Genomic DNA, 22,160 nt, shown 5'->3' with positions numbered 1-22,160 from the left:
ATTCGACATTCGCGAGCGCCACCGTCGCATGCGGGTCAGGGCAGAGTATGTCCTGCAGCTCGGAACAGCCGATACCATTCCTCGCGGGTCAGTGAGACAGAAGAGCCGGCCGCGGCTTCGACGACACGTTCCGGCTTCGTGGTGCCGAGCACGACCTGGATTTTTGCCGGATGACGGGTGATCCAGGCGACGGCAATACCCGTCGGCGTTACGCCATAGGCCTTCGCGAGTTCGTCGATGGCGTCGTTCAGATCGGCGAAATTTTCACGGTCGCCGAGGAAGACACCGTCGAAGAAGCCCTTCTGGAACGGCGACCAGGCCTGCAGCATCATGCCGTTGATACGAGAATAATCGAGCAGGCCGTTATCGCGATCGATCGATTGATCAAGCCCGGCCATATTGGCGGCAACGCCCGATGCGATCAGCGGAGCATGAGTGATGCTGAGCTGCACCTGGTTGACGATGAGCGGTTGCGTGACCGCTGTCTTGAGCAGCTCGACCTGGCCAGGTGTATGGTTGGAAACGCCGAAATGGCGGACCTTGCCGGCAGATTTGAGCGTGTCGAAGGCCGCAGCAACCTCTTCGGGTTCGACAAGCGTATCAGGGCGATGTAGCAGAAGCACGTCCAGATAGTCGGTCTTCAGCGCCGCGAGCGACTGATCCACCGAGGCCAGAATATGCTCGGCAGAGAAATCGAAAAATCCCTTGCGGATGCCAACCTTGCTCTGGATGACAAGCTTCTCGCGTTCAGCGGCGGTGAGGGAAATCGCCTCGCCGAAACGAGCCTCGCAGCGATGCGGCGCACCGCCATAAATGTCCGCGTGGTCGATAAAGGTCACGCCGACATCGCGTGCGCCGCCAAACAGTTGCTGGATTTCGCCATTGCTCATATTGGTGATCCGCATCATTCCGAGGATGATGCTCGACACGTCGAGGTCGGTGCGCGGAAGCGTGTATGATTTCATTGATCAATACCTCATGGGGGCGTAAATCGATGGACTGCGTTGGAGCTTTTGGTCAGTCGAATAGGCGGGCACCTATGCATGGTTCTGGTGGTGAAAACATCATTATTCCGTTTGTGGGTGCGCCTTCCGGGCCGAATGCCTCTTTGTGTAATCGATCTTCTGATTTGCTTCCTTGGAATGGCTTTGGCGAAGCACAAGCTCCGCGCCAACTTGAATTTTCACGAAAGGCTGCCGCTCGGAGGCCCTGATCAGGTCGTCGAGCACGGTGACGGCGAAATACCCGATCTTTCGCTTCGAGACTTCCACCGTGGTCAGGGCAGGGTCGATGGTCGCGCTCTGCGGTAGGTTGTCGAAGCCGATTACGGAAACGTCACTAGGGACCGAAACCCCGAATTCTTTGAGTGCGCGGATGAAACCGAAGGCAATGACGTCGTTCGTGCAGAAATAACATTCCGCCAGTTCGATACCCCCTGCAAGCAAATCGCGCGTGTCCGCATAGGCCCCGTCGTGAGTCGATTCCACCGACAGGACGTCCTTCTCGCGTGCCTTGAGGCCAAGTCGGACCATGTTCTTGAAGAATGCGTCGCGCCTCATCCGAAAGTTGTGGGTGTCCACGTGGCTCGCGACGAATCCGATGCGTTCAAAACCTTGTTGCCTAAATTGGGAAAGGACCTTGAAGACAGCGTCCTCGTTGTTCATGTCGACGAAATTCGCATCAACCACGTCAAAAAGCGTGTCGATAAACACGGTTGGCAGACCGGCGCTCTGTATGACCCGAATGTCTGAGTCCGAAAGCTCCGTCCCCAAGGCCACCACACCGCTTATCGATGCGCCGACCAACGTTTCTGCGATGGAGTTCATAGAGGCACCTTCGAAAGACACAACCTCGAGCGTGTAACCCTTTCGCGTGGCCTCTGCCGACAAGCCATCGATATAATCTGAGATGAAGACGCTGTGATCGCGGTTTACGGTATGCCCATGCTTCGCAATCTTTAGAAACCGAATCTTATCTCTCGTTGCTTCCGAGATTTGTTTGACGGCACGAGGCACATAGTTCAGGCGGTTAACAGCCGCCAAGACCTTCTCGCGGGTCTCTTCAGAAATTCCGCCCTTGCCGTTCAATACAAGCGACACGGTTGCCGGTGAGACACCTGCGGCCTCGGCGATGTCTCTAATTGTGCTGACGTTTTGCGCCATATCAGTTCCCAAGGAGCAAGCTGTAGAATCCTAGTGCCAAGTTTCTTGTTTAGTAAACATTGCGCATAGCGGCAAATAAAAATTTTGAATTATGCTCAAAAATCACGCGTATCGTTCAAAAATATCGCTTGCAAACAAAAATTCCGTTTGATAGCGTTTTACTAAAGATACTATTTGTTTAGTAAACATGGAAGGGAGGCCATGCGAAACGCTAACGCTCAACTGCTGATGCTGGTCATCATCAACGTTGCCCTTCTTGTTGTCGGCGCAGCGATTTCCGGGGGGTCGTACCTCTCACTATTCAATCTTCAGTCGATGGGTGGCCAAGTTCCGGAAATTGGTCTGCTGGCGATAGGCGTCATGCTCGCCATGTGTGCCGGTAACGGAGGGATCGATCTTTCGGGTATTGCGCTTGCCAATCTCTCCGGAGTTCTTTCGGCGGTCATCGTGTCGTCCTTCTATTCCGCGACCGACAACGAGCTGGCTTTCAGCCTCGCCTTCATCGTGGTTGCCATCGCGATCGGTGTGATCGGCGGCGCGATCAACGGCATTCTGATCGCAAAGCTAAACATCACCCCCATTCTTTGTACGCTTGGGACACAGATGGCTTTCACCGGCCTCGCGGTCGTCGTGGCAGGAGGGAAGGCGGTCACGGTGGGGAGCCCAGATCTGCTGTCGAGCATCGGCAACGACATGATACTCGCAGTTCCGATCAGCTTTCTCGCATTCGCGGTTATTGCGCTTATTCTCGGCGCGGTGCTTAGACTGACCCCGTTTGGCTCCTGGCTGATGCTGACGGGCACCAACCCGACTGCTGCGGTTTACGCAGGCTTTCCGCGTGGCGGGATTCTGATCGGCACCTATACGTTGAGCGGAACGCTGTCGGCTTTGGCTGGGATCGTTATTGCCGCCCGCAACGTCAACGTGAAGTTCGACTATGGCAGCTCCTATCTGCTGATCGCCATTCTCATCGCCGTGATGGCTGGTGTGAAGCCCGAAGGTGGCCATGGAAGGGTCGTCTCGGTCGTTCTCAGCGCCATCGCGCTTCAGTTGATGTCGAGCCTGCTGAACTTCGGCGGCCTTTCAAACTTCGTTCGCGATTTCGCCTGGGGGCTACTGCTCCTGCTGTTTCTCGCCGTCGGTCACTACGACGTCGTTGGATTTCTCACGCCCTCGAACGGGCACTTCAAACCTTCGTCGCCCGTCCCTCAGGCGCCGAAGCCTAACAACTGAGGGCCATTTGTGGAGGAGAAAATGAAAACCATGTCAAAGCGCATCTTGATTGCGGGCGTTGCGGCAGCCGCTCTGCTCAGCGGCACCGTCGGAAGTCTCATGGCGGCCGACAAGCCAGTCATCGCAACCGTTGTCAAGATCAGCGGCATTCCCTGGTTCGACCGCATGAACACTGGCGTCGAAGCCTTCCAGAAGGCGAACCCCGACGTTGTCGCAAGCCAGAGCGGTCCGCCAACATCAGACGCCGCCCAGCAGCTGCAGATCATTCAGGACCTGACTGCGAAGGGCGTAAACGCTCTTGCGGTGGTACCGATGGATCCTGCCGTCATCGAAGGCGCACTCAAGCGTGCGATGGATCGTGGCATCGTGGTTGTCACCCATGAAGCGGACAACGAGAAGAATACCCAGGCGGACGTGGAGGCGTTCGACAACAAGGACTACGGGACCGCTCTCAATGAACGTCTCGCGCAATGCATGGGCCAGAAAGGCAAGTGGACCACGTTTGTCGGCTCCGTAGGCAGCCGTACGCATATGCAGTGGGTCGGCGCCGGTGAAGCCAACGCCAAGAAGTACCCGGGCATGGAACTGGTTGATCCTAATAATGAGTCCTTCGACGACGCCAACGCCACCTACGAGAAAGCCAAGGAAATCCTGCGCAAGCATCCCGACATCAAGGGCTTCCAGACTTCCGCTGGTAACGACGTCCTTGGCGTCGGCCGCGCCATTGATGAAGCTGGCCTGAGCGGAAAGGTATGCCTGGTAGGCACCGGACTGCCTAACCCATCGGCTGATCTTCTCGAATCCGGAGCTATCACAGCTATCGGCTTCTGGGATCCGCAGAAGGCCGGAATGGCCATGAACTCGCTTGCCAAGCTTCTGCTTGCCAAGAAGGAAATCACCGACGGAATGGACCTTGGCGTCGAGGGCTATAACAAGGTGAAAGTCACGAAGGGTGCCGGTGACGGCTTGCTGGTGATCGGCAACGGCATGGTCCTTGTCGACAAGTCCACATACAAACCGCACCTTTTCTAATCTCCCGAGCCAGCTGGCGTCGCAGCCCCTTTGCGGCGCCAGTTGAAATATCTTCCGCGCAACTGCGCGGCGGCCACGGCAATCGAGGGCATACAAAAGTGTCAGCGGATTTAAACGAAAGCCCACAGGCTTCGGACCGTTTCCTGGAGCTTCGAAATATTCAGAAATGGTTCGGTGGCGTCCACGCGCTCCGGGGCATCGACCTCACGATCGATCTCGGCGAGGCGTATCACCTGCTGGGTGAGAACGGTTGCGGGAAGAGCACCGTCATCAAGATCATGTCGGGTGCCATCTCGCCGAGCAAAGGAGAGATCGTACTTGAGGGAGCGAGCTTCCCGGCGATGACGCCGATCCGATCCCTAAGCCACGGGATTGAGACTGTCTACCAGGACCTGTCGCTATTGCCGAACCTCACGGTTGCTGAAAACGTGGCGCTCAGCGAGCAACTTGTCTCCGGTCGCGGTCGCCTGGCGCGAATGCTCGATCGCAAACGCCTGACGGCCACTGCGATGAACGCGCTCGCCATCGCAGGGCTGCCAACGGATAGATCCTTTCTCAACACTATCGTCGCGGATCTTCCCCTGGCGAGCCGACAGCTGGTGGCCATCGCCCGCGCCGTGGCGACCCGTGCGAAGCTCGTGATCATGGACGAGCCGACGACGTCCCTTACCCGGCGCGAGGTCGACAACCTCGTTCGCGTCGTTGAGCGGTTGCGGCAGGAGAATGTCGCGGTCCTATTCGTGACCCACAAGCTTGACGAGTGCTATCGTATCGGTGGCCAGGCCATCGTCTTTCGCGACGGTCAGTGTGTGGCGACAGGCCCAATCGCTCAATACACCAAGACACAGCTTTCCCAGCTGATGACAGGACGCTCGATCGACTCCGCTCGATACAGACACGGCAAGCCCGGACAAGAAGTGGCGCTGGCGGTGAAAGACCTCAGCGCCCCGGGTCTCGTCGACATGAGCTTCAATCTGCGGAAAGGCGAGATACTGGGTATCACGGGTCTCGCGGATTCGGGCCGCAACGAACTCGCCATGGCCATCACAGGTGTCAGGCCCGCCACTGGTGGAAGCATCCGGCTCGAAGGCATCGAGGTCGCGATCTGTCGTCCGGTGGAGGCGATCGACCACGGGATTGGCTATGTACCAGAGGATCGTTTGGCGGAGGGACTGTTCCTCGACAAGTCAATTCTCGAAAACGAGATCGCCCTGATATTGAGGAAGCTTAGCAATTCGTTCGGCGTCGTGGACCGGAGCAAGGGTCGGACCATCGCGGGCAGGCTGTCGGAAGACATGCGTTTGAACACGAAGGATCTCGACCTACCTGTCGGCGCCTTGTCCGGTGGCAACCAACAACGCGTACTCATCGGACGCTGGCTAAGCATCAATCCGAAACTGCTCGTTCTGCATGGGCCAACCGTCGGTGTCGACGTTGGGTCCAAGGATACGATCTACCGCGCGATCCAGAAATTGGCGGAAGCGGGAATGGGGATCGTTATCGTCAGCGACGATCTTCCCGAACTTCTGCAAAATACGGACCGGATACTGGTGATGCTCGACGGTCGGCTCGTCCGGGAATTCGAAACGGAGCAGGCGTCCGAGGACCAGCTGTACCAGGCGATGCTCGCCGCCAAGCCGGAGTTGGTCCATTGAGTGCATTAGAGTCGGAAAAGGCCCCTCAGAGCTTCTCCAAGTCTGGCTCGTTCAGTCTCGGTGAACTTGTTCGCAGGCGCCCGGAAACGATCACCTTCGTGATCCTTATCGCCATCTGCGTCGCGGTCTCGATCGCTAATCCAGCGTTCCTGCAACCCTCGACATTGATCGACATCGGTCGGTCTAGCGTTGTCATGGGGCTGTTTGCCCTGGGTGTCTTCGTCATCTTGGCAGCGGGCGGCATCGACGTATCGTTCACGGCGATCGCCGCCTTCACGATGTATTCGATGACCGTGCTGGTCCAGACCAAGCTGCCAGGGCTGCCGATCGCTCTCATCATGATCATCGCGACAGTCGGCGGAGCCTTGCTTGGGTTGATAAACGGCTTGCTCGTTCATCAGCTGAAAGTGCCTTCGCTCATTGTCACGATCGGAACCCAATATCTGTTCCGAGGCTTCCTGCTTTCGTTCATCGGCACGGTGTGGATCATGTCCTTGCCCCCGCAAATGGGCGCATTCGGACGGCTACCACTGTTGCAGTTCGAGACCGCAAACGGAGCCACCGTGACTCTGCCTTTCTATTTCCTGGCCTTGCCAATCGCGGCCCTGGTGACTTGGTGGATCTTGAACCGCACCTTGATGGGTCGGGCGATTTTCGCCGTCGGCGGCAATGCCAACATTGCGAGCCGTCTCGGCTACAACCTCAGGACCGTACACCTCTTTCTTTTCGGATATGCGGGTGCATTGGCTGGGCTTGCGGGCATCATTCACGTCTGCGCGAACCGTCAGGCCAATCCTTTCGATCTGGTCGGAACGGAAATCAATGTCATCGCGGCCGTAGTGCTGGGCGGGGCGAAAATAACAGGCGGCACCGGAACCGTGCTGGGCACGATCCTGGGGGTGCTGCTGATTGTCGTGATCAACAGCGTGCTGGTTCTCGTGGGTATACCAAGCACTTGGCAGAGACTGGTCGTCGGCGTCTTCATCCTTCTCGCGGCAGGGTTCTTCGTGACACGCCAGCGCAAAAGATAAATTTTAGGAGAGCATCATGCGTAAATTTTTGAACGACCCGGCCGATTTCGTCGATGAAATGCTCGATGGGATTTATCGCGCCCATCCCGAAGTGACATTCGTCGCGGACGACATGCGTTGCATGGTCACTTCCAAGTCCAAGAAGGGCAAAGTCGGCATCGCGACGGGGGGCGGCTCCGGTCATCTTCCGCTGTTTCTAGGCTACATCGGTGATGGCATGCTGGATGGAGCGGGCGTCGGCGGGGTGTTTCAGTCACCTAGCTCGGAGCAAATTTATCAAGTCACGAAGGCCATCGATCAAGGTAGCGGCGTTCTCTATATCTACGGGAACTACAGCGGCGATCTTATCAACTTTGATATGGCGGCCGAGCTGGCAGAACTTGACGATATTCGCGTCAGGCAAGTCGTCGGAAACGACGACGTCGCCTCTTCGGTCGTTGGCGAGGAACACAAGCGACGCGGCGTAGCTGGCGTCTATTTCGTCTACAAGGCCGCAGGCGCTGCCGCGGCGGAAGGCATGTCACTTGATCAGGTCTATGACGTGGCAGAGAAAGCTCGCTTGCGGACGCGTACCATGGGGGTCGCACTCTCCAGCTGCGTGGTACCGGAAATCGGCCATGCGACGTTCTCGATCGGCGAGGACGAGATGGAGATCGGCATGGGCATCCACGGGGAACCCGGTATCAGCCGCACGAAATTGGCAGCTGCCGACAGCGTCATCGACCAGATGATGGATCGCATTTTCGCCGAGCAGGACTACAAGGCCGGGGATGAAGTGGCGGTTCTGATGAATGGCCTCGGCGGGACGCCGCTGGAAGAGCTTTATATCATGTTCCGCCGGGTGTCGCAGCTCATGGAGAGCCGTTCGGTCAAGGTCAAGCACGTCTGGATCGGGGAATTTGCCACGTCGATGGAGATGGCGGGCGCGTCTGTGTCGATCCTTCATCTTGATGCAGAACTCGACCGGTTCATGGCTGCGCCCGCGAACACCCCCTTCTTTAAACACATTGCTGCGTGAGGCGGAAACGATGGATGTCATCACAGCATCAGACCTCATCCGGCTTTTCGACGCTTGGAAACGGCTGTTCGTCGAAGAGCGCGACTTCCTCATTTCCCTCGACGGCAAAGTCGGTGACAGCGATCTTGGCATCACCATGAGCAAGGCGTTCACGGCGGCGGCCGAGGCGGTTACGACCGAAGGCGAAGCGGCTGGCATTTCGAAACTGCTAAGGACAGCAGGAGCGATCATCGCCCGCACGGCACCCTCGACCATGGGGACGCTGACCGCGACGGGTTTCCTGAGGGCAAGCAAGGCGGTCGATGGCGCGGACGCGCTTGGAACCCCGGAAATGGCGGCGTTTTGGTTAGCATTCAAGGACGGAATTGCCGAACGCGGCAAGGCTAAGCTGGGTGACAAGACGATTGTCGACGTGCTTGACCCGGTGGCAGCCAGCCTGCAGCAGGCAGCCACCAACGGGCTGTCTCTCCAAACGGCACTCGCCAACGCCTCCGTCGTCGCGGAGAGGGCCTTGGAAGACACCAAGTCACTGGTCGCGCAACATGGAAAAGCGGCTGCGTTTCAAGAGAAGACGGTTGGTCTCCAGGACGCAGGTGCAACCGTTGGTACGATGTTGGTCCGCAAATTGGGTGACTTCGTCTCGTGATGAGAGACAGCGGGCGTTGGGGATGAACAATTATCTCTGCGCGTTGAGATAGCGAAGAACTGGACAGCGAAGGCGCCTGAGACGATTGGCGTGTGAATTCGGTTCTTTCGAGCATCGAAGATGCGGGGGCGGATGTATCCCCGTACTCGAGACCTAACAGCAACAATATTCTGGGAGATGAATGGATGGAATATCGCCAGCTTGGCCGTTCAGGTTTGAAAGTATCAGCGATTACGATGGGAACGATGACCTTTGGCGGCGTCGGTTGGGCGAAGACAGTCGGCGATCTCGGGATTACTGACGCCCGCCGTCTCGTCGACTTGTGCCTCGACGCAGGCGTAAACCTTATCGACACCGCCGATGCCTATTCCGCTGGCGTCTGCGAGGAAATTCTCGGTGAAATCATCGGCGGGCCGCGCAAGAATGGTGTGTTGATCGCCTCGAAAGCACGCTTCCCGATGGGCGATGGACCGAATAACGCAGGTCTATCACGCCAGCACCTGATCGCAGCTTGCGAAGCCAGTTTGAAGCGCATGAAGACCGACGTCATTGATGTCTATCAGGTACATGAGTGGGACGGCCTGACGCCGGTCGAAGAAACGATGGAGGCGCTTGATACCTTGGTCCGTCAAGGCAAGGTCCGCTACATCGGTTGTTCGAATTTTTCCGGTTGGCATATCATGAAGGCTCTCGGCGTGTCCGAGCGTGATCGCTATCAGCGTTTTGTGAGCCAGCAGATTCACTACACGCTCGAAACCCGCGACGCCGAGAATGAGCTGATCCCCATCAGCATTGACCAGGGACTTGGGGTTCTGGTTTGGGCTCCGATCGCCGGAGGTCTCCTTTCGGGAAAACATCGCCGTAATCAGGCCACGCCGGAAGGCACTCGTCAGTTCGCTGGATGGACCGAACCACCTATCCGGGATGAGGATAGGCTTTGGAATATTGTCGATGCACTCGTCGAGATTGGTGAGGGCCGGGGAGTGTCCGCGGCTCAGGTCGCTCTTGCTTGGTTGTTGGGTCGTCCCGCCGTCACGTCTCTTATCGTCGGCGGCCGCACAGACGCGCAGTTCAAGGATAGCCTTGCATCAGTCAACCTCAAGCTGACAGAGGAAGAGCGATCAAGGCTCGATAAGGTCAGTCTGCCATGGCTTCAGTACCCCTATTGGCACCAGAGAAACACGGCTTCGGATCGCCTTGGACCCGCCGATTTGAGCCTCATTGCCCCTTACTTGGGGTGATGCACAACTGGCGAAGAAAACGGAGCGGCTGATCACGTAACGATCAACCGCACGGTTGCAGGATAGTTTCGGAGGCAGATTGACGACCATAGTGCGGAGCAATGTTTTTGCACAACTTCAAGGTCAGCGGTTCGTAATGGTTCAAGAGCACAGACTAAAACCTTGTGACCAACCGCCGACAAACGACGCGTCAACGTGCCGCCGATATGGCCTGCACCAACAATGCCGATACTCATGTAAATTGTCCTCGAGTAGCTGGTCGGATTTATCTCAAGCATACGGGTTGCACTCTTCGCGTGACAAAACACGAGCGTACACATGCTTGAACTCTTCTCACTCTAAACCGCTCAAGAACTGTTTTTGCGGAGGCTTATTCCATTCCTTTACTATCGATCCGTAAAGTGTCGCTGCGATACGTTCCGAAACGACTGAGCGGCAAGGTTACCGATGCTTGGCGAGGAAATTACGGCCTTTCTGAAGGCATCTCCGATGCGGGCGCTTCTCGTTGACGCGGTCGGCGTGATCACATTCGCGAATGTCGAAGCCCGCAACTCGCTTGGCCGCGGCGGTGAATTGCTGGGAACCGCCATAAGCGACCTATTGCCGGCATGGCCGCTGGCACCGAAATCCTACTGCGAGATCAGGGATACCGGCGGCAATACGAGCTCATATCACGCAAAGGTGATGACCTGGCCGCTATCGGTGGGAGAAAGCACTGCCGTCCTGATCGAACCGGCTGACGAGGACCGCCCCGCGGGCCTCGCAGCACGTGAGGCGACCCTCCGCCTTCGATATGTGATTGAGATGCTGCCCGAAGCGGTGTGTGTCTTCGATGCGAAGGATCGCTACGTCCTGTGGAATGAGAAGTATGCCGAGCTTTATGCCGACATCGCCGAATATCTGACGCCGGGCATCCACTTCGAGGACATCTTAAAGAGGAGTCTTGCGGGCGACGACATGAGAGAGGTCGTTGCCGACAAGGATGAGTGGCTGCGCGAACGCATGAAGAAATTTCGCCAACCCGTTTCCCAGGAATTGCAGCAATTGCGCGACGGGCGGTGGCTTCGCCACGATGATCGGCGCACTCCCGACGGCGGTGCAATCGGCATGCGTATCGATATCACCCAACTGAAGCAGCGCGAGGAATGGCTCCATCAGTTGTTCGACGCCAATCCGATGCCAATGCTTCTCTGTGAGGGTAACAGCTTGCAAATTCTGGAGGCGAACAAGGCGGCCGTCGAATTTTACGGTTTCCCCGAAGCAGTCCTCCTGTCCAAGCGCGCCTGCGACATGCATGTCGATGGCGGAGCAGACCGATTTGCAAAGGCTCTTCTCAACCTTGATTGCGATTGCGAGGCGAAAACGGTCTGGTTGCAGCATACTGCGGCCGGCAGGGAGCGGCATGTGATGATCTATGTCCGTCTGCTTCATGACGGATCCGATCGCCGGCTTCTGCTGACCATTGCCGACGTCAGCGAGCGGATTCTCGCAGAGGCGGAGGCCAGCCGTCTGGCTCACCACGACGTCCTGACCGGATTGCCCAACCGCATGCAGTTCTACAAAACGCTGGACCAGGCTCTGTCATCGCCCGGCGGGGGCGACATCACGGTCTGTTGTCTGGATCTCGATGGTTTCAAGCCGGTCAACGACACCTTCGGGCATGCCGCCGGCGATGACGTGCTCAAAATCGTTGCCCAGCGCCTGCAGACCGAAGCGCAGGGCCACATGGTTGCCCGTCTGGGTGGCGACGAATTTGCGATTCTGATGGTCGGGAGTGAGAGCGACGCAGTTGATCTCGCGGAGCGTTCCATCGGCGCCTTCGGGGCGGCCTTCCTGATCAAAGGGCTGGCGATCTGCATTGGGGTCAGTATCGGCATCGCGACCGCGTCGACCCAAGGGTTGACCGGCGAAGCGCTCGTTCAGGAGGCCGATCGAGCGCTCTACCGGGCCAAGGCCGAGGGCCGCAATACCTGGCGGACGGCCTCCGACGACCGGCCGGCCCCAGGGCGGGCCAGCGTCTGAACGCGCGATAAAACAGTTGCCCGATAGCGGCGTCTCGCTAAAAGTGCCGGCAGATTTGATTTATTATGCCCCGGGGCCGTCAAGCCATCAGGGTATCGCCAGCAGAGCAGAAAGACCCGAATGCCGAAATCATCTACAATGCCAGCTCCCTCCGATGCCGCTGAACGACGAGCCAAACCGCCGGTGGTGGTCTACCCATCGGAAACGCTTCCGCCTCCGGATCTGGGCCTCCTGGAAGCGGCTAGAAAAACGCTGACGAAGGTCAGCGAGACGATCGTGCCGCCTCGCGAGGCGCGCGCCTTCCACGTTCCTCAGGGACATTTCTTCCGCATCGTCAGTGTGGACGGCCCACAGGTCGGCGACCTCAAGTTGTGGAATGCCGGCGATCTTTCCGAGCGTTTCTTCAGCGGCAAGACGCGCGCGCTTCACGCCACCCATGTCGGGATCGGCGACCGGCTGTGGAGCACCTTGCCGCATCTGAGGCCCCTGGCGACGATTACGCACGACACGCTCGGCTGGTACGGTTGGGACGAGGACGGTGCCGCCGTCCATGATGTCATCGGACGCGCTGCGATCCCTATACCAACCGTCTGCTGAAGGGCGGCAACTATCATCACTGCTGCCATTCGAACCTGACGCGGGCCCTGGCTGCCGAGAGGAACATTCCACTCCAGGATGCCGAGATGCATGTGCATGACGTGCTGAACGTCTTCATGTGCACCGGCTTCACCAAGGACACACGTCAGTATTTCATGAAGGCCAGCCCCGTGCGGCCAGGGGATTTCATTGAATTCTTCGCCGAGATCGATCTTTTGGGCGCTTTCGGCATGCCCCGGAGGAGATTGTGGCATGACCCACTCCAGCGACACGGCCGAATGTTATCCGTTGAAGGTCGAGGTGTGGCAGACGGATCCGGCGACACTTGCAAACTGGATGTCGCCAGAGCGACGCCTACCCCCGTACGCATGGGGCGTAGGCTCAAAGGGCCGTCTTCGCGAGCACGTGAGCCTGATTTCAGGGCCTTCGTATCGGTGAAGCCTGTGCTGAGACTGAACAGATGGCAGTCCGGAGTTCCACTCCTCTCGAGACCGCTACTTGGTAGCTCTTGGTCTTTACCCCTTGATCGGTTGGCAGTCAGCGCTCCAAGTCTTGTCGATATGGGGCCAATTCTGCCACCACTTTGAGTGGTTAGGCGCCGGTGCCGATTTGGTGGCCGTTGCTGTCTGCTCACAGACGCGTGCCGGAGGACTTGTCAAAGAGATGAATCCTGTCGAAAGCAGGGGTGATCCGTAGCTGGTCCCCAGGCTGCACCCGAATACGGTCTCGCGACAGCATCACGACATCCAGCGAACCGACCTTGGTGATCAGCAGCGTTTCCGGCCCCGTCGGTTCCACTATCCTTACCGTGGCGAGAACAGGTCCGGCGCCGATCGAAACATCTTCCGGCCGCAACCCATAGACGACCGACTTCCCGACGAGCTCGTGGCGGTTTTCCGGCTCGGGCAATCTGGCTGTCCAACTTCGACGACTTAACTGACTTTGGAAAACGCGTTCATTCGAGCATTGCGAGGAAGGCCATGAAGAAGGTCTATTTCTTTTACGGGATTTTTGTATTTCTCGCTCTGAAGAGCGGAGCAACATTTATAGCCCAGAGATTTTACCCAACGTCCGCCTCTGACAGCATAGGGCGGCAGTTGGCCTATCGAATAGCCTTGATGATCGCGATGGCGGTAGAGATCGGCGTGTGTTTGGTCGTGATCTGGATCCTGCAAAGCGCGGGCTATCGGCTCACGGTATGACCGCTGTTGGCGCGAGGGCGACCATATTTCAAAGCCCACTCCGAGACAGACTGAAACGAGACCTCGATGCCCCAGCTCAGCCAGCAGGTCCTCGACGTAACGCAAGCTCAGTTGAAACCGGAAAGTGCAGCCAGACCGCGTAAGCGATGATCTCGGGCGGGAAGCGGTGGCGCTAGTGGCGTTGCACTGTGGGTTTGGTCGAAGGTTCAGTGTCATCTGCACGCATTACCATTCCGATCAGCACGAACCATTAAGGCGACACCACCATAGGCCGATTCCTAATCGGCGATTCATCCTCGTTGGGCGAGGCTTCAGTGGATTTGATGTGAGAAGGCGAGTTCTTGCAGATACCCATGGCAGGAGGTCGTGCAGGTCCGGATTTGCGACGGCACCTAACGGAGATAAAGAATGGTCACCTTCATCGCGCAGAGAACGGCGTTGCATGGGAGGTTGACATGACGCTATGGACCAATTTGGCCAGCGATCGGGAACCGGGCTAACCGCCGCGTCAGTCATCCTGTTCGCCAGTAGCCGATATTTCCCAACCCTCCTCGTCGATACGGCGAATAGTGAGCTTCTCGCCGTTGAACGACAGGACATATTTGATCTGTGTCCCGTATCCTATATCTTGCATGTCGATCACGAATGTCTGCCCATCCAGCCACTTTCCCTTGGCGGCCGGGATGTGTCCTGGATAGAAACCAGAGAGCGCGGGCGGGCCTTTACGATAGAACCCGTCAAGTCCGATCGGTACGTCTTGCCTGACTGAAGAGCCGACCGGATAACGCAAATATTCTTCGTATTCGACATGCGGACGAGGGTCGGTCAGAAATAGGGTAAGCGACCTTAACTCGAGGCCGTTGTCAGGAAATTTGTAGGTCTTGCCAGAAATAGCGGACGCCAGCTCCGGCGTTGAGCCAACGGCCGTCGGTTTCTCGACTGCGGCATCTTTGATCGCATTGGCAAGCTGTTCGGCCGCGTTCGGATTTGGAGGAAGCGCCGACTCGGACTTGATCGCCGAGGACACACTGTCGGCCAGACCGCGGAGCGGTACATATTTTCTGGCGGTGGTCACCACCACAACATCCAGATCAGGAAACACCGCTATATTCTGGCCATCCTTGCCATTTGCCATGTAAACGTGCCGTTCGGGCAATATCCAGAAAAAGTTCGAGTAGCTCAGGCTGGGATCGTATGACGCATGCGTATTCACGATCGTGTGGCTTAAAACATCCGCCCAGCCGGGTGGAAGAAGTTGCCTTCCCGCCCATTCGCCGTGGTGCAAATACAAATAGCCAATCTTCGCCATGTCGCGCGGCAGCAGGAACAGCATCCCGTCTCCGATTGTCAGATCTTGGGGATCGCGGTCCCAGTGCCAATCAGCGATGCCTAACGGAGCAAAAAGCTTTTCCCGCGCGTAATCCTCGAGAGGCTTGCCCGTCAGCCTGGTGATGACTGCGGAAATGAGATCCGGGTTACCATTGCTATAATTGAAAACCTCTCCCGGTGAATGTGCCATGGGACGATCGAGAATGAATTGGACCAGATTGGAGGCTCGATACATGTCCTGCATTGTCTGCTGCTTGCCGCCTTCAAATCCCTGATCCCAATCGAGCCCGGAGGTCATGTCCAAGAGGTTTTGGATTGTGATGGCTTTCTTTCGGTCATCGACATTCGCGATGCGGCGATCCGCGAAGAAATCAAGTATGGGATGATCGAGACTGTCGAGCAGGCCGTCCTTGTAGACCATACCGAGAAGCGTGCCGGTAATCGCCTTTGTTGACGAAAATATCTCGTGCGGCACATCCCCGTTGTAGGGGGCGTAATGGGCCTCGGTGACAATTCGCCCATGACGCACAACGAGAAGGCTGTCGAAACTGTGGCTTTCCCCAAAAGCGACAAGCCTGGCGAGCGCGGACGAATCCATGCCCTGCTCTTCCGGCGTGGACGTCAGCCATTGGTTGGTTGGCCACACCGAATTATCCAGGTCCTGTGCGTATGCCGACCCGAGGTAAACGGAAGTCAGCAGAGCGCATATGCTCAACGCCACACTTAGAACGAAACGTTCTTTGACGCGCTTGTCCATGATTGTCTCCTATCTCGTGGAGACTATGGCGAAGGGAGGCGGCGTCTTCTCGCCGGAAATTGGAAAACGGCTAGCCGATTTCTCGATACGGCTCGCCGATACTAGAAATTTCTTGCCTCGCTCTGCGGCCTGGCAGGTACCTGGCGGAGAGCCAGACGACGAAACTCGGTCGGTGTCAGGCCCGTGTCTGCCTTGAAGGCCCGGTTGAACGGGCCGAGTGACTGGAAGCCGGCATCCATGGCGATCGTCAGGATCGGCACGTCCTTTTGGTTGGAATCGGCGAGAGCCGCCTTGGCCTCCTCGATCCGGTATCGATTGAGAAAGGCGTTGAAATTGCGGTGGCCAAGGCCCTCGTTGATGATTTGGCGCAGCCGATATTCCGGCAGGCTCATGAGCGCTGCGAGAGAGCCGATGGTCAACCCCTCGCGACGATATGCGCGCTCGGTCGTCATCAGACGCTCCAGGCGATTGAGCAGCGCCGGTTCGATCCCTGGACGGTCGCCGCTTCTGATCGGAGCGGAAGAAACTCGGTCGGCGGACGCAACGACCGGTTCCAGCGTGAGCGCGGGATAGAGCGAGGCTGTGCGGAAAAGGTACCAGCCGGCGAGGACTGCCAACAAGCAAAGACTGAGCGCATTGGCAAGGTTTCGGGCGGGAGAGAACCATGTCAGTATCGCGACGGAGGAGAGATTCGCGGCCGCGTTGATCGCGATATAGGCTAGCGTTCCCATCAGCACGGCGACACGCAGCCGTCGCCGCCCGAGGACCAAATCTATTCGCCACCCGGCAATCGTCTGCATCACGGCGAGCACGCCGAAGCCTAGATTGGCGAGCGTCAAGGCCCCGTTGATCGCTGAAGCAGCAGATCCTGTTTCGGCGCCATAGGAAGTTAGCAGCCCTAGACCGACCGCAGCCGTCCAGACGCCGCCGTGCCAAGGCCGGAAGACAAAGTCGTCGTCGAAAGCCACCCTGGCCCAGAGCCAGAAGGCGACCGGCCCGCTCGACGATAGTGCAATGAGCGGCAAGCTTGCCCAATGCCATTGCGATGGGAAGCCCGGCGCTTCGATGATCGCAGAGGCCGCGCCGGCGCCTGCGAGGGCAGCGCGAATGAGCTCAACAGGACGATGGCGCAGAAAAACGACGGCGGCCATCAGCAGCAATCCCGCAGCCGCGCCGCGGCAGCCGTTATCGAGAGCGATGAGGCCCGCGTTACTCACTCTTGGGAAGCCTCCTCCGCCACGCGGGTCAATAGCGATCAATCATCGGCGCCGCTCCTCGCCTGGGAAGATATACTATGCGCGGGTTGCCGGCGGAAGCGAACTTAGCTCGGATTTTCGGGGGCGTTACAAGCGCTTTCGTCTGGATGAAAGCGCGGATTCAAAAACCAGGCTGCGACAGGGCATCGTGCACCTGTCACGATTCACCCGGAGATGATCTTGTGCAAGAGCGGGCTGGTCGGTGATATCAGATTGACGATAGCTGAAGCCTCGACTGATAGTCGGCGGTTATGATCCAAGCCGCTGTCAGTCACAAACATCATCGATTTCTGCCCGCTGTGATTTCTCATGCGGTCTGGCTGTACGTTCGATTTCCGCTGAGCCTGCGTCTGGTGGAAGAGATGTTGTTGGAACGCGGCATCGCCGTTTCGTATGAGACGGTTCGGTCTTGGGTGAAGAAGTTCGGCCCGCACTATTCCGGCCGTGCCGCCATCGCGTGCAACTTTGCGGCGGCCTGTCGAAGGGCTGCATTGAGCGGCCCGGATATGCCGTAAAGGGGTGAGCAAGAGGTGCCGCAGGCAGGGATTCATATTGACATGAAAGTTGTCGTACAACAATGTAACCGTACGACAGCAAGCGCACGGGAGGTGTGGCTCCTGTCCTCAAATGGAGGATGCAGTTTTGAATGACGATCACGATAGAAATGACGAACTCCTTGCCCAGCGAATGCTGAGCCGCAGGCAAGCCTTCGGCTTCGCCGCGAAGGCAGGTCTCGGGGCTGCGGCACTCGCCGGCGGAGCAGCAGCCCTAACGTCCAACCCGCATTTCGCAATGGCGCAGGCGGCAGCCACGGCGAGCGCCGGCCTGCCCAAGAAGCCATTCAAGTTTCACTTCGTTTGCCATGTGACACTCGACCAGTTTTTCACCCCCTGCATTTACGGCATACAGGATGCGTGCGCGGCGTTCGGCGCCTCCTATCAGTGGACGGGCTCGCAGAAGAACGTTGTCTCCGAGATGGTCAGCGCCATGCAGACGGCGATTGCACAGAAGGCCGACGGTATTGCGGTATGCCTGGTCGATCCGAAGGCCTTCGACGCGGCGACCGACATGGCGATATCTGCCGGCATTCCCGTCGTCGCATTCAACGCCGACGTTCCAACGGGGAGCCCGAACAAGCGGCTTTCGTATGTCGGCCAGCCCCTCTTTCAGGCCGGCTATAACGTCGCTATGAAATGGCTGAAGCTGCTGCCGGCCAAGGCGCATGTTATGCTGACGATCGGTGTTCCAGGCTCGCTCAATACGCAGCCGCGCCTCGACGGCTATATCCAGGCGATCAAGGATTTCGGCAATGGTATCACTTACGACGTCGTCAATTCTGGCCCGGATCCACAGACCGAAATCTCGCGTGTCGAATCCTATTATCTGAGCCATCAGAACGTTGCCGGTCTCTTCGGTACCGGGGGCTCCGACACTTATGCTTGCGGTTTCGTGTCGAACAAGTATGGACTTGCCAAGAAGGGCGGAGTCGTGGCCGGCTTTGACCTGTTCCCGCAGACGCTGACCTTCATCAAGAGCGGTGACGTCACCTTCACCACCGACCAGCAAGCCTATCTGCAAGGCTTCCTGCCGGTGCAACAGATGTTCCTCTACAAGATCTCCGGAGGCCTCGTTGGTCCTGCAAACAGCGACACCAGCCAGGCTTATGTCACCAAGGACAACGTCGATAATTACCTTGGCCAGACCCGGTTCGAAGGCCGCACGGCCGACGAGCCGAAATAAGCTCGATTGGCGAAATTCAAGCGCACAGGCCGTACCGCCTGTGCGCTGTTCTGTTGGCCAGCATCGGCCGATCAACGGCGAGGTCGAATATACATGAATATGGAATCCGGGAGCCTGGAGAAGGCCACGCGAAGCGATGCTTCACCACCAAGCGTCGGGAACGCCGCCATCGGAAGCAGACTCGCCGCGATATTGTCGCGCTACAAGGAGGCTAGTATCGCCGTCGTTGCGGTTCTGCTTGTCATCTACTTCCAGATTGGCAGCAATGGCGGCTTTCTGACGACGCAGTTGATGAGCGTTGTCTTGCGCGATACCGGCCGCCTGGGGATGATCTCGGTCGCCGAGGTCATGCTGATGATCACCGGCGAGATTGATCTTTCGCTGAGCAGCACGTTCTCCCTGGCGCCCTATTTGATGGTGCTGATGTCGATCACATGGGGCGTGCCGCTCTTTGTCGGTGCGATCATCGGAATATTGCTTGGCATCGCCGTTGGGTTCGTCAACGGCTTCATCACGGTCAGATTGCGTGTTCCTTCGCTGATTACCACAGTCGGCACGCTCTTCCTGCTCCAGGGGATCACCGTCTCGATCTATGACAGCCAGCCGATCGTCGCGCCCGTCGAGGAGCCGTTCAATTCGATTTTTGGCGAGAGTCTCTACACTCCCAGCGATTCCCTCCTTTCCCTGCACGGGCTGACGGCCTTCTCGCCGTTCCTTTGGGCGCTACTGGTCGTCGTGGCCCTCGCGCTGGTATTGACCAAGACACGCTTCGGCCTCCACACCATCGCAACCGGCAGCAATATCACCGGTGCCCGTGAGATCGGCGTCAGAACCGACTGGATGAAGATCTATAACTTCATGATCGCTGGCGGCATCGCCGCCTTGGCCGGCATTATCAATACAGCGGAATTCTCATCTGCCGACCCGACGGCGGGCAGTCCATTTTTGACGCTGCAGGCGATCGCGGCGGCAGTCATCGGCGGCACATCGCTACTCGGCGGCTCCGGAACTGCGATCGGCTCGCTGATTGGCGCCTTTGTCGTGGCATCGCTGAACAACGGACTTGTGATGGTCGGCGCGCAGGCGACGACATCCGACATCTATCTCGGCGCTGCCATCGTCGCAGCGATGATCCTGAACGTGCAGGTCGACAGGCTTCGCACCCGGAGACGCAAATGACCATCGAGCCCATTCCCGACCTGCCGCAGGATGCTTCCGTCATTCTGGAGATGCAGCACATCAGCAAGAGTTTCGGAGCCGTTACGGCGCTTGTCGACGTCAGCCTCAAGCTTCGAAAGGGAGAGGTGCTGGCGCTCGTTGGCGACAATGGCGCCGGCAAGTCGACGCTCATCAAGACGATGTCCGGATTTCACACGCCGGATCGCGGCAAGATGCTCTTCGACGGCGCGGAGGTGCGGTTCAATTCGCCACGTGATGCGCGCGCCCGTGGCATCGAGACCGTCTATCAGGATCTTGCGCTCATCGGCGACCTCAGCGTCTATCACAACATGTTCCTGGGCCGTGAACAGCGTCGGCGGTTTCTAGGGTTGAACGTGCTCGACAATCAACGCATGCGGCAGCTGTCGCGCACCTATCTCGACACGCTTGGCATTTCCATACCGAGCGTCAACAGCACGGTCGATATGCTCTCCGGCGGCCAGCGGCAGTGCATCGCGGTGGCACGATCGATCTATTCCTCGCCGACTGTGCTGATCCTCGACGAGCCGCTTGCGGCACTCGGCGTCCGCGAGAGTGCTCACGTGCTTGGGCTGATCCAGAATCTCCGGCGCCAGCGTGAGGTTTCAGTCGTCCTGATCGTGCATAACTACAATCAAATATTCGAGGTCTGCGACCGCATCAATTTCCTGCATTCGGGAGAGATCGTACTCGATGCAGCGACCAGCGAGACAAGCGAAGAGGAACTGATCCGCATCGTCAAATCGGGGCTTGGCAAGCGTGCGATTACCGAGGCCGAGAGGTCGATTGAGGTCGGTGGCATTCAATAGGAATTGCGGTTGCCAAATGCCATCCTTGGCTCCAGTCCGAAAATGAGGTGGCCGTAGGACATCAACGCATCTCGTTTTACTTCCACGGTCTTGATCTGTGTGAGCAACAATTCGAGGCGATCGAGTTCTCGGCAGATCTCGGCTTTCAGATGTTTCGACGCCATCCCGCCATCGCCGGTTCGAAGCGTCCTCCACGCTGTAGGCGTTGCCGCCCACGCTCACCATGCCTTCACGCGAGATGCGACGTTCCAGCTTCAACACTGCGCGGAACGGAGCCAGGGCAGCGGTCCCAGATGCGGCCGCTCTTCGGCGAAGGCCTGGTTGACGACGCGTCAGCGTGGCAAGAACCTTTGGATTGGCAACCGTGTCCAACCAATGTCGGAACGGGGCGTTTAGATCATCGAGATTGCGGAAGATTCCACGATTGGGGAGTATTGATCGGGCACTGACAAACCGTCTGGACTCCGGACGGTTTCGACCTGCTTTTGCGAGCGTGAGACCTCGTTCCGGCTGGCTATAGGATGCATTCAAATCTACCGGCACTTGCCGGCCGTCATCCGTGCCGATCGTGAAACGCCTCGGAAACGGGAGCGGGCGGAGCCATTTCATCGAGTCCAGCGCCGTTCGATTGACCAATTTGTTCGCGGACCGGCTCAAGCCAATCGTCGGCGGGTTTGCCGTCAACCACGGCCGCCACATCACAGAATGGAGCTCTAGTCTGCCCCCTGCAATGAGATCGTTCATGAAGTATGGCTTATGAGCCGAAGAATGACATTGAAATGGCAGCGAAACGACGCAAGGCAGAAGAGATCGTCACCAAACTCCGTCAGGTTGACGTGCTGAACGCGCAGAGAAAATCGATGGCGGAGGCGATGCGGTCGATAGACGTGGCAAAAGTTACATATTATCGCTGGCGGACCAATACAGGGCCTGAAGGGCGATCAGGTGAAGCGCCTGAAGGAACTGGAAGCGGAGAATACCCGGCTCCGTGTTGCTGTCTCTGATCTCACCCTGGACCAGATGATCCTGGCTGAGGCCGCCAGGGGAAACTTCTGAGCCCCGCTCGTCGTCGGGCTTGCGTGGATCATGTCGTGGAGGAACTAGGCGGACTCCGCTCTTCAGCGCACAGCTAGATTCCCGAGCATTTCACCAAGCTGAGGCAGCGCCAACTCGGCTTCGCACCCTATCGCGGCAGCGGTAAACCATCTTAGCTCGGTATCCCGTCGCTCAAGG

General features: G+C 58.0%; 18 protein-coding genes and 7 pseudogenes. 15 read left to right on the top strand and 10 right to left on the bottom strand.

The features are described from left to right. Positions 1–35: 35 nt before the first annotated feature. Together FHT86_RS12715 and FHT86_RS12710 are read right to left on the bottom strand one after the other, a co-directional pair. The gene (locus FHT86_RS12715; RefSeq protein WP_133707185.1) at positions 36–965 is read right to left on the bottom strand and encodes an aldo/keto reductase family oxidoreductase; all 930 of its coding nucleotides are present in this window, start codon (positions 963–965) and stop codon (positions 36–38) included. Positions 966–1,067: 102 nt separating this feature from the next. Continuing rightward, a complete protein-coding gene (locus FHT86_RS12710; protein WP_133707184.1) occupies positions 1,068–2,162 on the bottom strand; it encodes a LacI family DNA-binding transcriptional regulator in 1,095 nt (364 codons plus the stop codon). 201 nt (positions 2,163–2,363) lie between these two features. On the opposite strand from FHT86_RS12710, the gene FHT86_RS12705 reads away from it, so the two are divergent. The 7 genes from FHT86_RS12705 (at position 2,364) to FHT86_RS12675 (ending at position 10,018) form a co-directional block, all read left to right on the top strand. Next, positions 2,364–3,395, top strand: a complete 1,032-nt coding sequence (locus tag FHT86_RS12705; RefSeq protein WP_133707183.1) for an ABC transporter permease — start codon at positions 2,364–2,366, stop codon at positions 3,393–3,395. A gap of 21 nt (positions 3,396–3,416) precedes the next feature. Then, positions 3,417–4,427 carry a substrate-binding domain-containing protein gene (locus tag FHT86_RS12700; RefSeq protein WP_133707182.1) on the top strand — a complete coding sequence of 337 codons (1,011 nt, stop codon included), beginning with the start codon at positions 3,417–3,419 and terminating at the stop codon, positions 4,425–4,427. A gap of 98 nt (positions 4,428–4,525) precedes the next feature. Further along, a complete protein-coding gene (locus tag FHT86_RS12695; RefSeq protein WP_133707181.1) occupies positions 4,526–6,082 on the top strand; it encodes a sugar ABC transporter ATP-binding protein in 1,557 nt (518 codons plus the stop codon). Next, on the top strand, positions 6,079–7,113 hold the full coding sequence (locus FHT86_RS12690; protein ID WP_133707180.1) for an ABC transporter permease: 1,035 nt from the start codon (positions 6,079–6,081) through the stop codon (positions 7,111–7,113). The genes FHT86_RS12695 and FHT86_RS12690 overlap by 4 nt, the downstream gene beginning before the upstream one ends. 16 nt (positions 7,114–7,129) lie before the next feature. Then, positions 7,130–8,131, top strand: coding sequence for a dihydroxyacetone kinase subunit DhaK (locus FHT86_RS12685; RefSeq protein ID WP_133707179.1), 1,002 nt, complete (start codon positions 7,130–7,132; stop codon positions 8,129–8,131). Between the two features lie 10 nt (positions 8,132–8,141). Further along, positions 8,142–8,777: a dihydroxyacetone kinase family protein gene (locus tag FHT86_RS12680; protein ID WP_133707178.1), complete on the top strand. Its 636-nt coding sequence runs from the start codon at positions 8,142–8,144 to the stop codon at positions 8,775–8,777. A gap of 185 nt (positions 8,778–8,962) precedes the next feature. Beyond that, a complete protein-coding gene (locus tag FHT86_RS12675; RefSeq protein WP_133707177.1) occupies positions 8,963–10,018 on the top strand; it encodes an aldo/keto reductase in 1,056 nt (351 codons plus the stop codon). A gap of 32 nt (positions 10,019–10,050) precedes the next feature. On the opposite strand, the gene FHT86_RS38860 is transcribed toward FHT86_RS12675, so the two are convergent. Then, positions 10,051–10,254, bottom strand: coding sequence for an NAD(P)-binding domain-containing protein (locus FHT86_RS38860; RefSeq protein ID WP_133707176.1), 204 nt, complete (start codon positions 10,252–10,254; stop codon positions 10,051–10,053). A 211-nt stretch (positions 10,255–10,465) separates the two neighbouring features. On the opposite strand from FHT86_RS38860, the gene FHT86_RS12665 reads away from it, so the two are divergent. After that, complete coding sequence (locus tag FHT86_RS12665) at positions 10,466–12,040, top strand: diguanylate cyclase domain-containing protein (protein ID WP_246779489.1); 1,575 nt, start codon at positions 10,466–10,468, stop codon at positions 12,038–12,040. A gap of 120 nt (positions 12,041–12,160) precedes the next feature. Further along, a pseudogene (locus FHT86_RS12660) lies at positions 12,161–13,016 on the top strand (urea carboxylase-associated family protein). 251 nt (positions 13,017–13,267) lie between these two features. Here the strand turns inward: FHT86_RS12660 and FHT86_RS12655 are convergent. Further along, positions 13,268–13,546: a TOBE domain-containing protein gene (locus FHT86_RS12655; protein WP_166656807.1), complete on the bottom strand. Its 279-nt coding sequence runs from the start codon at positions 13,544–13,546 to the stop codon at positions 13,268–13,270. A gap of 71 nt (positions 13,547–13,617) precedes the next feature. Between FHT86_RS12655 and FHT86_RS12650 the strand changes: the two genes are divergently transcribed. Then, entirely contained in the window at positions 13,618–13,839 is a 222-nt protein-coding gene (locus FHT86_RS12650; protein WP_166656806.1) for a hypothetical protein, read from the top strand. A gap of 14 nt (positions 13,840–13,853) precedes the next feature. Here FHT86_RS12650 and FHT86_RS37975 read toward each other — a convergent pair. The 3 genes and pseudogenes from FHT86_RS37975 to FHT86_RS12640 form a co-directional block, all read right to left on the bottom strand. Next, positions 13,854–13,990: pseudogene (locus tag FHT86_RS37975) on the bottom strand (IS6 family transposase); the annotation flags it as partial. A 357-nt stretch (positions 13,991–14,347) separates the two neighbouring features. Beyond that, complete coding sequence (locus FHT86_RS12645) at positions 14,348–15,925, bottom strand: serine hydrolase (protein WP_133707174.1); 1,578 nt, start codon at positions 15,923–15,925, stop codon at positions 14,348–14,350. A 101-nt stretch (positions 15,926–16,026) separates the two neighbouring features. After that, a complete protein-coding gene (locus FHT86_RS12640) occupies positions 16,027–17,142 on the bottom strand; it encodes a helix-turn-helix domain-containing protein (protein ID WP_133707173.1) in 1,116 nt (371 codons plus the stop codon). A gap of 290 nt (positions 17,143–17,432) precedes the next feature. On the opposite strand from FHT86_RS12640, the pseudogene FHT86_RS12635 reads away from it, so the two are divergent. The 4 genes and pseudogenes from FHT86_RS12635 to FHT86_RS12620 form a co-directional block, all read left to right on the top strand. Next, positions 17,433–17,612, top strand: a pseudogene (locus FHT86_RS12635) (IS6 family transposase); the annotation flags it as partial. 211 nt (positions 17,613–17,823) lie between these two features. Next, positions 17,824–18,921 (top strand): sugar ABC transporter substrate-binding protein, encoded by a 1,098-nt coding sequence (locus FHT86_RS12630; protein ID WP_166656805.1) that lies wholly within the window; start codon positions 17,824–17,826, stop codon positions 18,919–18,921. A 93-nt stretch (positions 18,922–19,014) separates the two neighbouring features. Then, positions 19,015–20,100, top strand: coding sequence for an ABC transporter permease (locus FHT86_RS12625; protein WP_133707171.1), 1,086 nt, complete (start codon positions 19,015–19,017; stop codon positions 20,098–20,100). After that, positions 20,097–20,927, top strand: a complete 831-nt coding sequence (locus tag FHT86_RS12620) for an ATP-binding cassette domain-containing protein (RefSeq protein WP_133707170.1) — start codon at positions 20,097–20,099, stop codon at positions 20,925–20,927. The genes FHT86_RS12625 and FHT86_RS12620 overlap by 4 nt, the downstream gene beginning before the upstream one ends. Before the next feature lie 56 nt (positions 20,928–20,983). Here the strand turns inward: FHT86_RS12620 and FHT86_RS37970 are convergent. Together FHT86_RS37970 and FHT86_RS37965 are read right to left on the bottom strand one after the other, a co-directional pair. Further along, a pseudogene (locus FHT86_RS37970) lies at positions 20,984–21,112 on the bottom strand (IS110 family transposase); the annotation flags it as partial. Continuing rightward, positions 21,099–21,341 (bottom strand): annotated as a pseudogene (locus FHT86_RS37965) (Mu transposase domain-containing protein); the annotation flags it as partial. The pseudogenes FHT86_RS37970 and FHT86_RS37965, both read right to left, overlap by 14 nt. A gap of 365 nt (positions 21,342–21,706) precedes the next feature. On the opposite strand from FHT86_RS37965, the pseudogene FHT86_RS37960 reads away from it, so the two are divergent. Beyond that, positions 21,707–22,030, top strand: a pseudogene (locus tag FHT86_RS37960) (transposase); the annotation flags it as partial. A 15-nt stretch (positions 22,031–22,045) separates the two neighbouring features. On the opposite strand, the pseudogene FHT86_RS37955 reads toward FHT86_RS37960, so the two are convergent. Beyond that, positions 22,046–22,144 (bottom strand): annotated as a pseudogene (locus FHT86_RS37955) (DNA mismatch repair protein MutT); the annotation flags it as partial. Positions 22,145–22,160: the final 16 nt, after the last annotated feature.

It is taken from the genome of Rhizobium sp. BK313 (assembly GCF_014193655.1).
Lineage (GTDB): Bacteria > Pseudomonadota > Alphaproteobacteria > Rhizobiales > Rhizobiaceae > Rhizobium.
This window is presented reverse-complemented; position numbering and strand designations above follow the sequence as displayed.

Excerpts from the sequence above, each read along its gene's own strand:
- FHT86_RS12715 (WP_133707185.1), bottom strand. The coding sequence starts at position 965 with ATGAAATCATACACGCTTCCGCGCACCGACCTCGACGTGTCGAGCATC.
- FHT86_RS12710 (WP_133707184.1), bottom strand. The coding sequence starts at position 2,162 with ATGGCGCAAAACGTCAGCACAATTAGAGACATCGCCGAGGCCGCAGGT.
- FHT86_RS12705 (WP_133707183.1), top strand. The coding sequence starts at position 2,364 with ATGCGAAACGCTAACGCTCAACTGCTGATGCTGGTCATCATCAACGTT.
- FHT86_RS12700 (WP_133707182.1), top strand. The coding sequence starts at position 3,417 with ATGAAAACCATGTCAAAGCGCATCTTGATTGCGGGCGTTGCGGCAGCC.
- FHT86_RS12685 (WP_133707179.1), top strand. The coding sequence starts at position 7,130 with ATGCGTAAATTTTTGAACGACCCGGCCGATTTCGTCGATGAAATGCTC.
- FHT86_RS12680 (WP_133707178.1), top strand. The coding sequence starts at position 8,142 with ATGGATGTCATCACAGCATCAGACCTCATCCGGCTTTTCGACGCTTGG.
- FHT86_RS12675 (WP_133707177.1), top strand. The coding sequence starts at position 8,963 with ATGGAATATCGCCAGCTTGGCCGTTCAGGTTTGAAAGTATCAGCGATT.
- FHT86_RS38860 (WP_133707176.1), bottom strand. The coding sequence starts at position 10,254 with ATGAGTATCGGCATTGTTGGTGCAGGCCATATCGGCGGCACGTTGACG.
- FHT86_RS12665 (WP_246779489.1), top strand. The coding sequence starts at position 10,466 with ATGCTTGGCGAGGAAATTACGGCCTTTCTGAAGGCATCTCCGATGCGG.
- FHT86_RS12650 (WP_166656806.1), top strand. The coding sequence starts at position 13,618 with ATGAAGAAGGTCTATTTCTTTTACGGGATTTTTGTATTTCTCGCTCTG.
- FHT86_RS12645 (WP_133707174.1), bottom strand. The coding sequence starts at position 15,925 with ATGGACAAGCGCGTCAAAGAACGTTTCGTTCTAAGTGTGGCGTTGAGC.
- FHT86_RS12625 (WP_133707171.1), top strand. The coding sequence starts at position 19,015 with ATGAATATGGAATCCGGGAGCCTGGAGAAGGCCACGCGAAGCGATGCT.
- FHT86_RS12620 (WP_133707170.1), top strand. The coding sequence starts at position 20,097 with ATGACCATCGAGCCCATTCCCGACCTGCCGCAGGATGCTTCCGTCATT.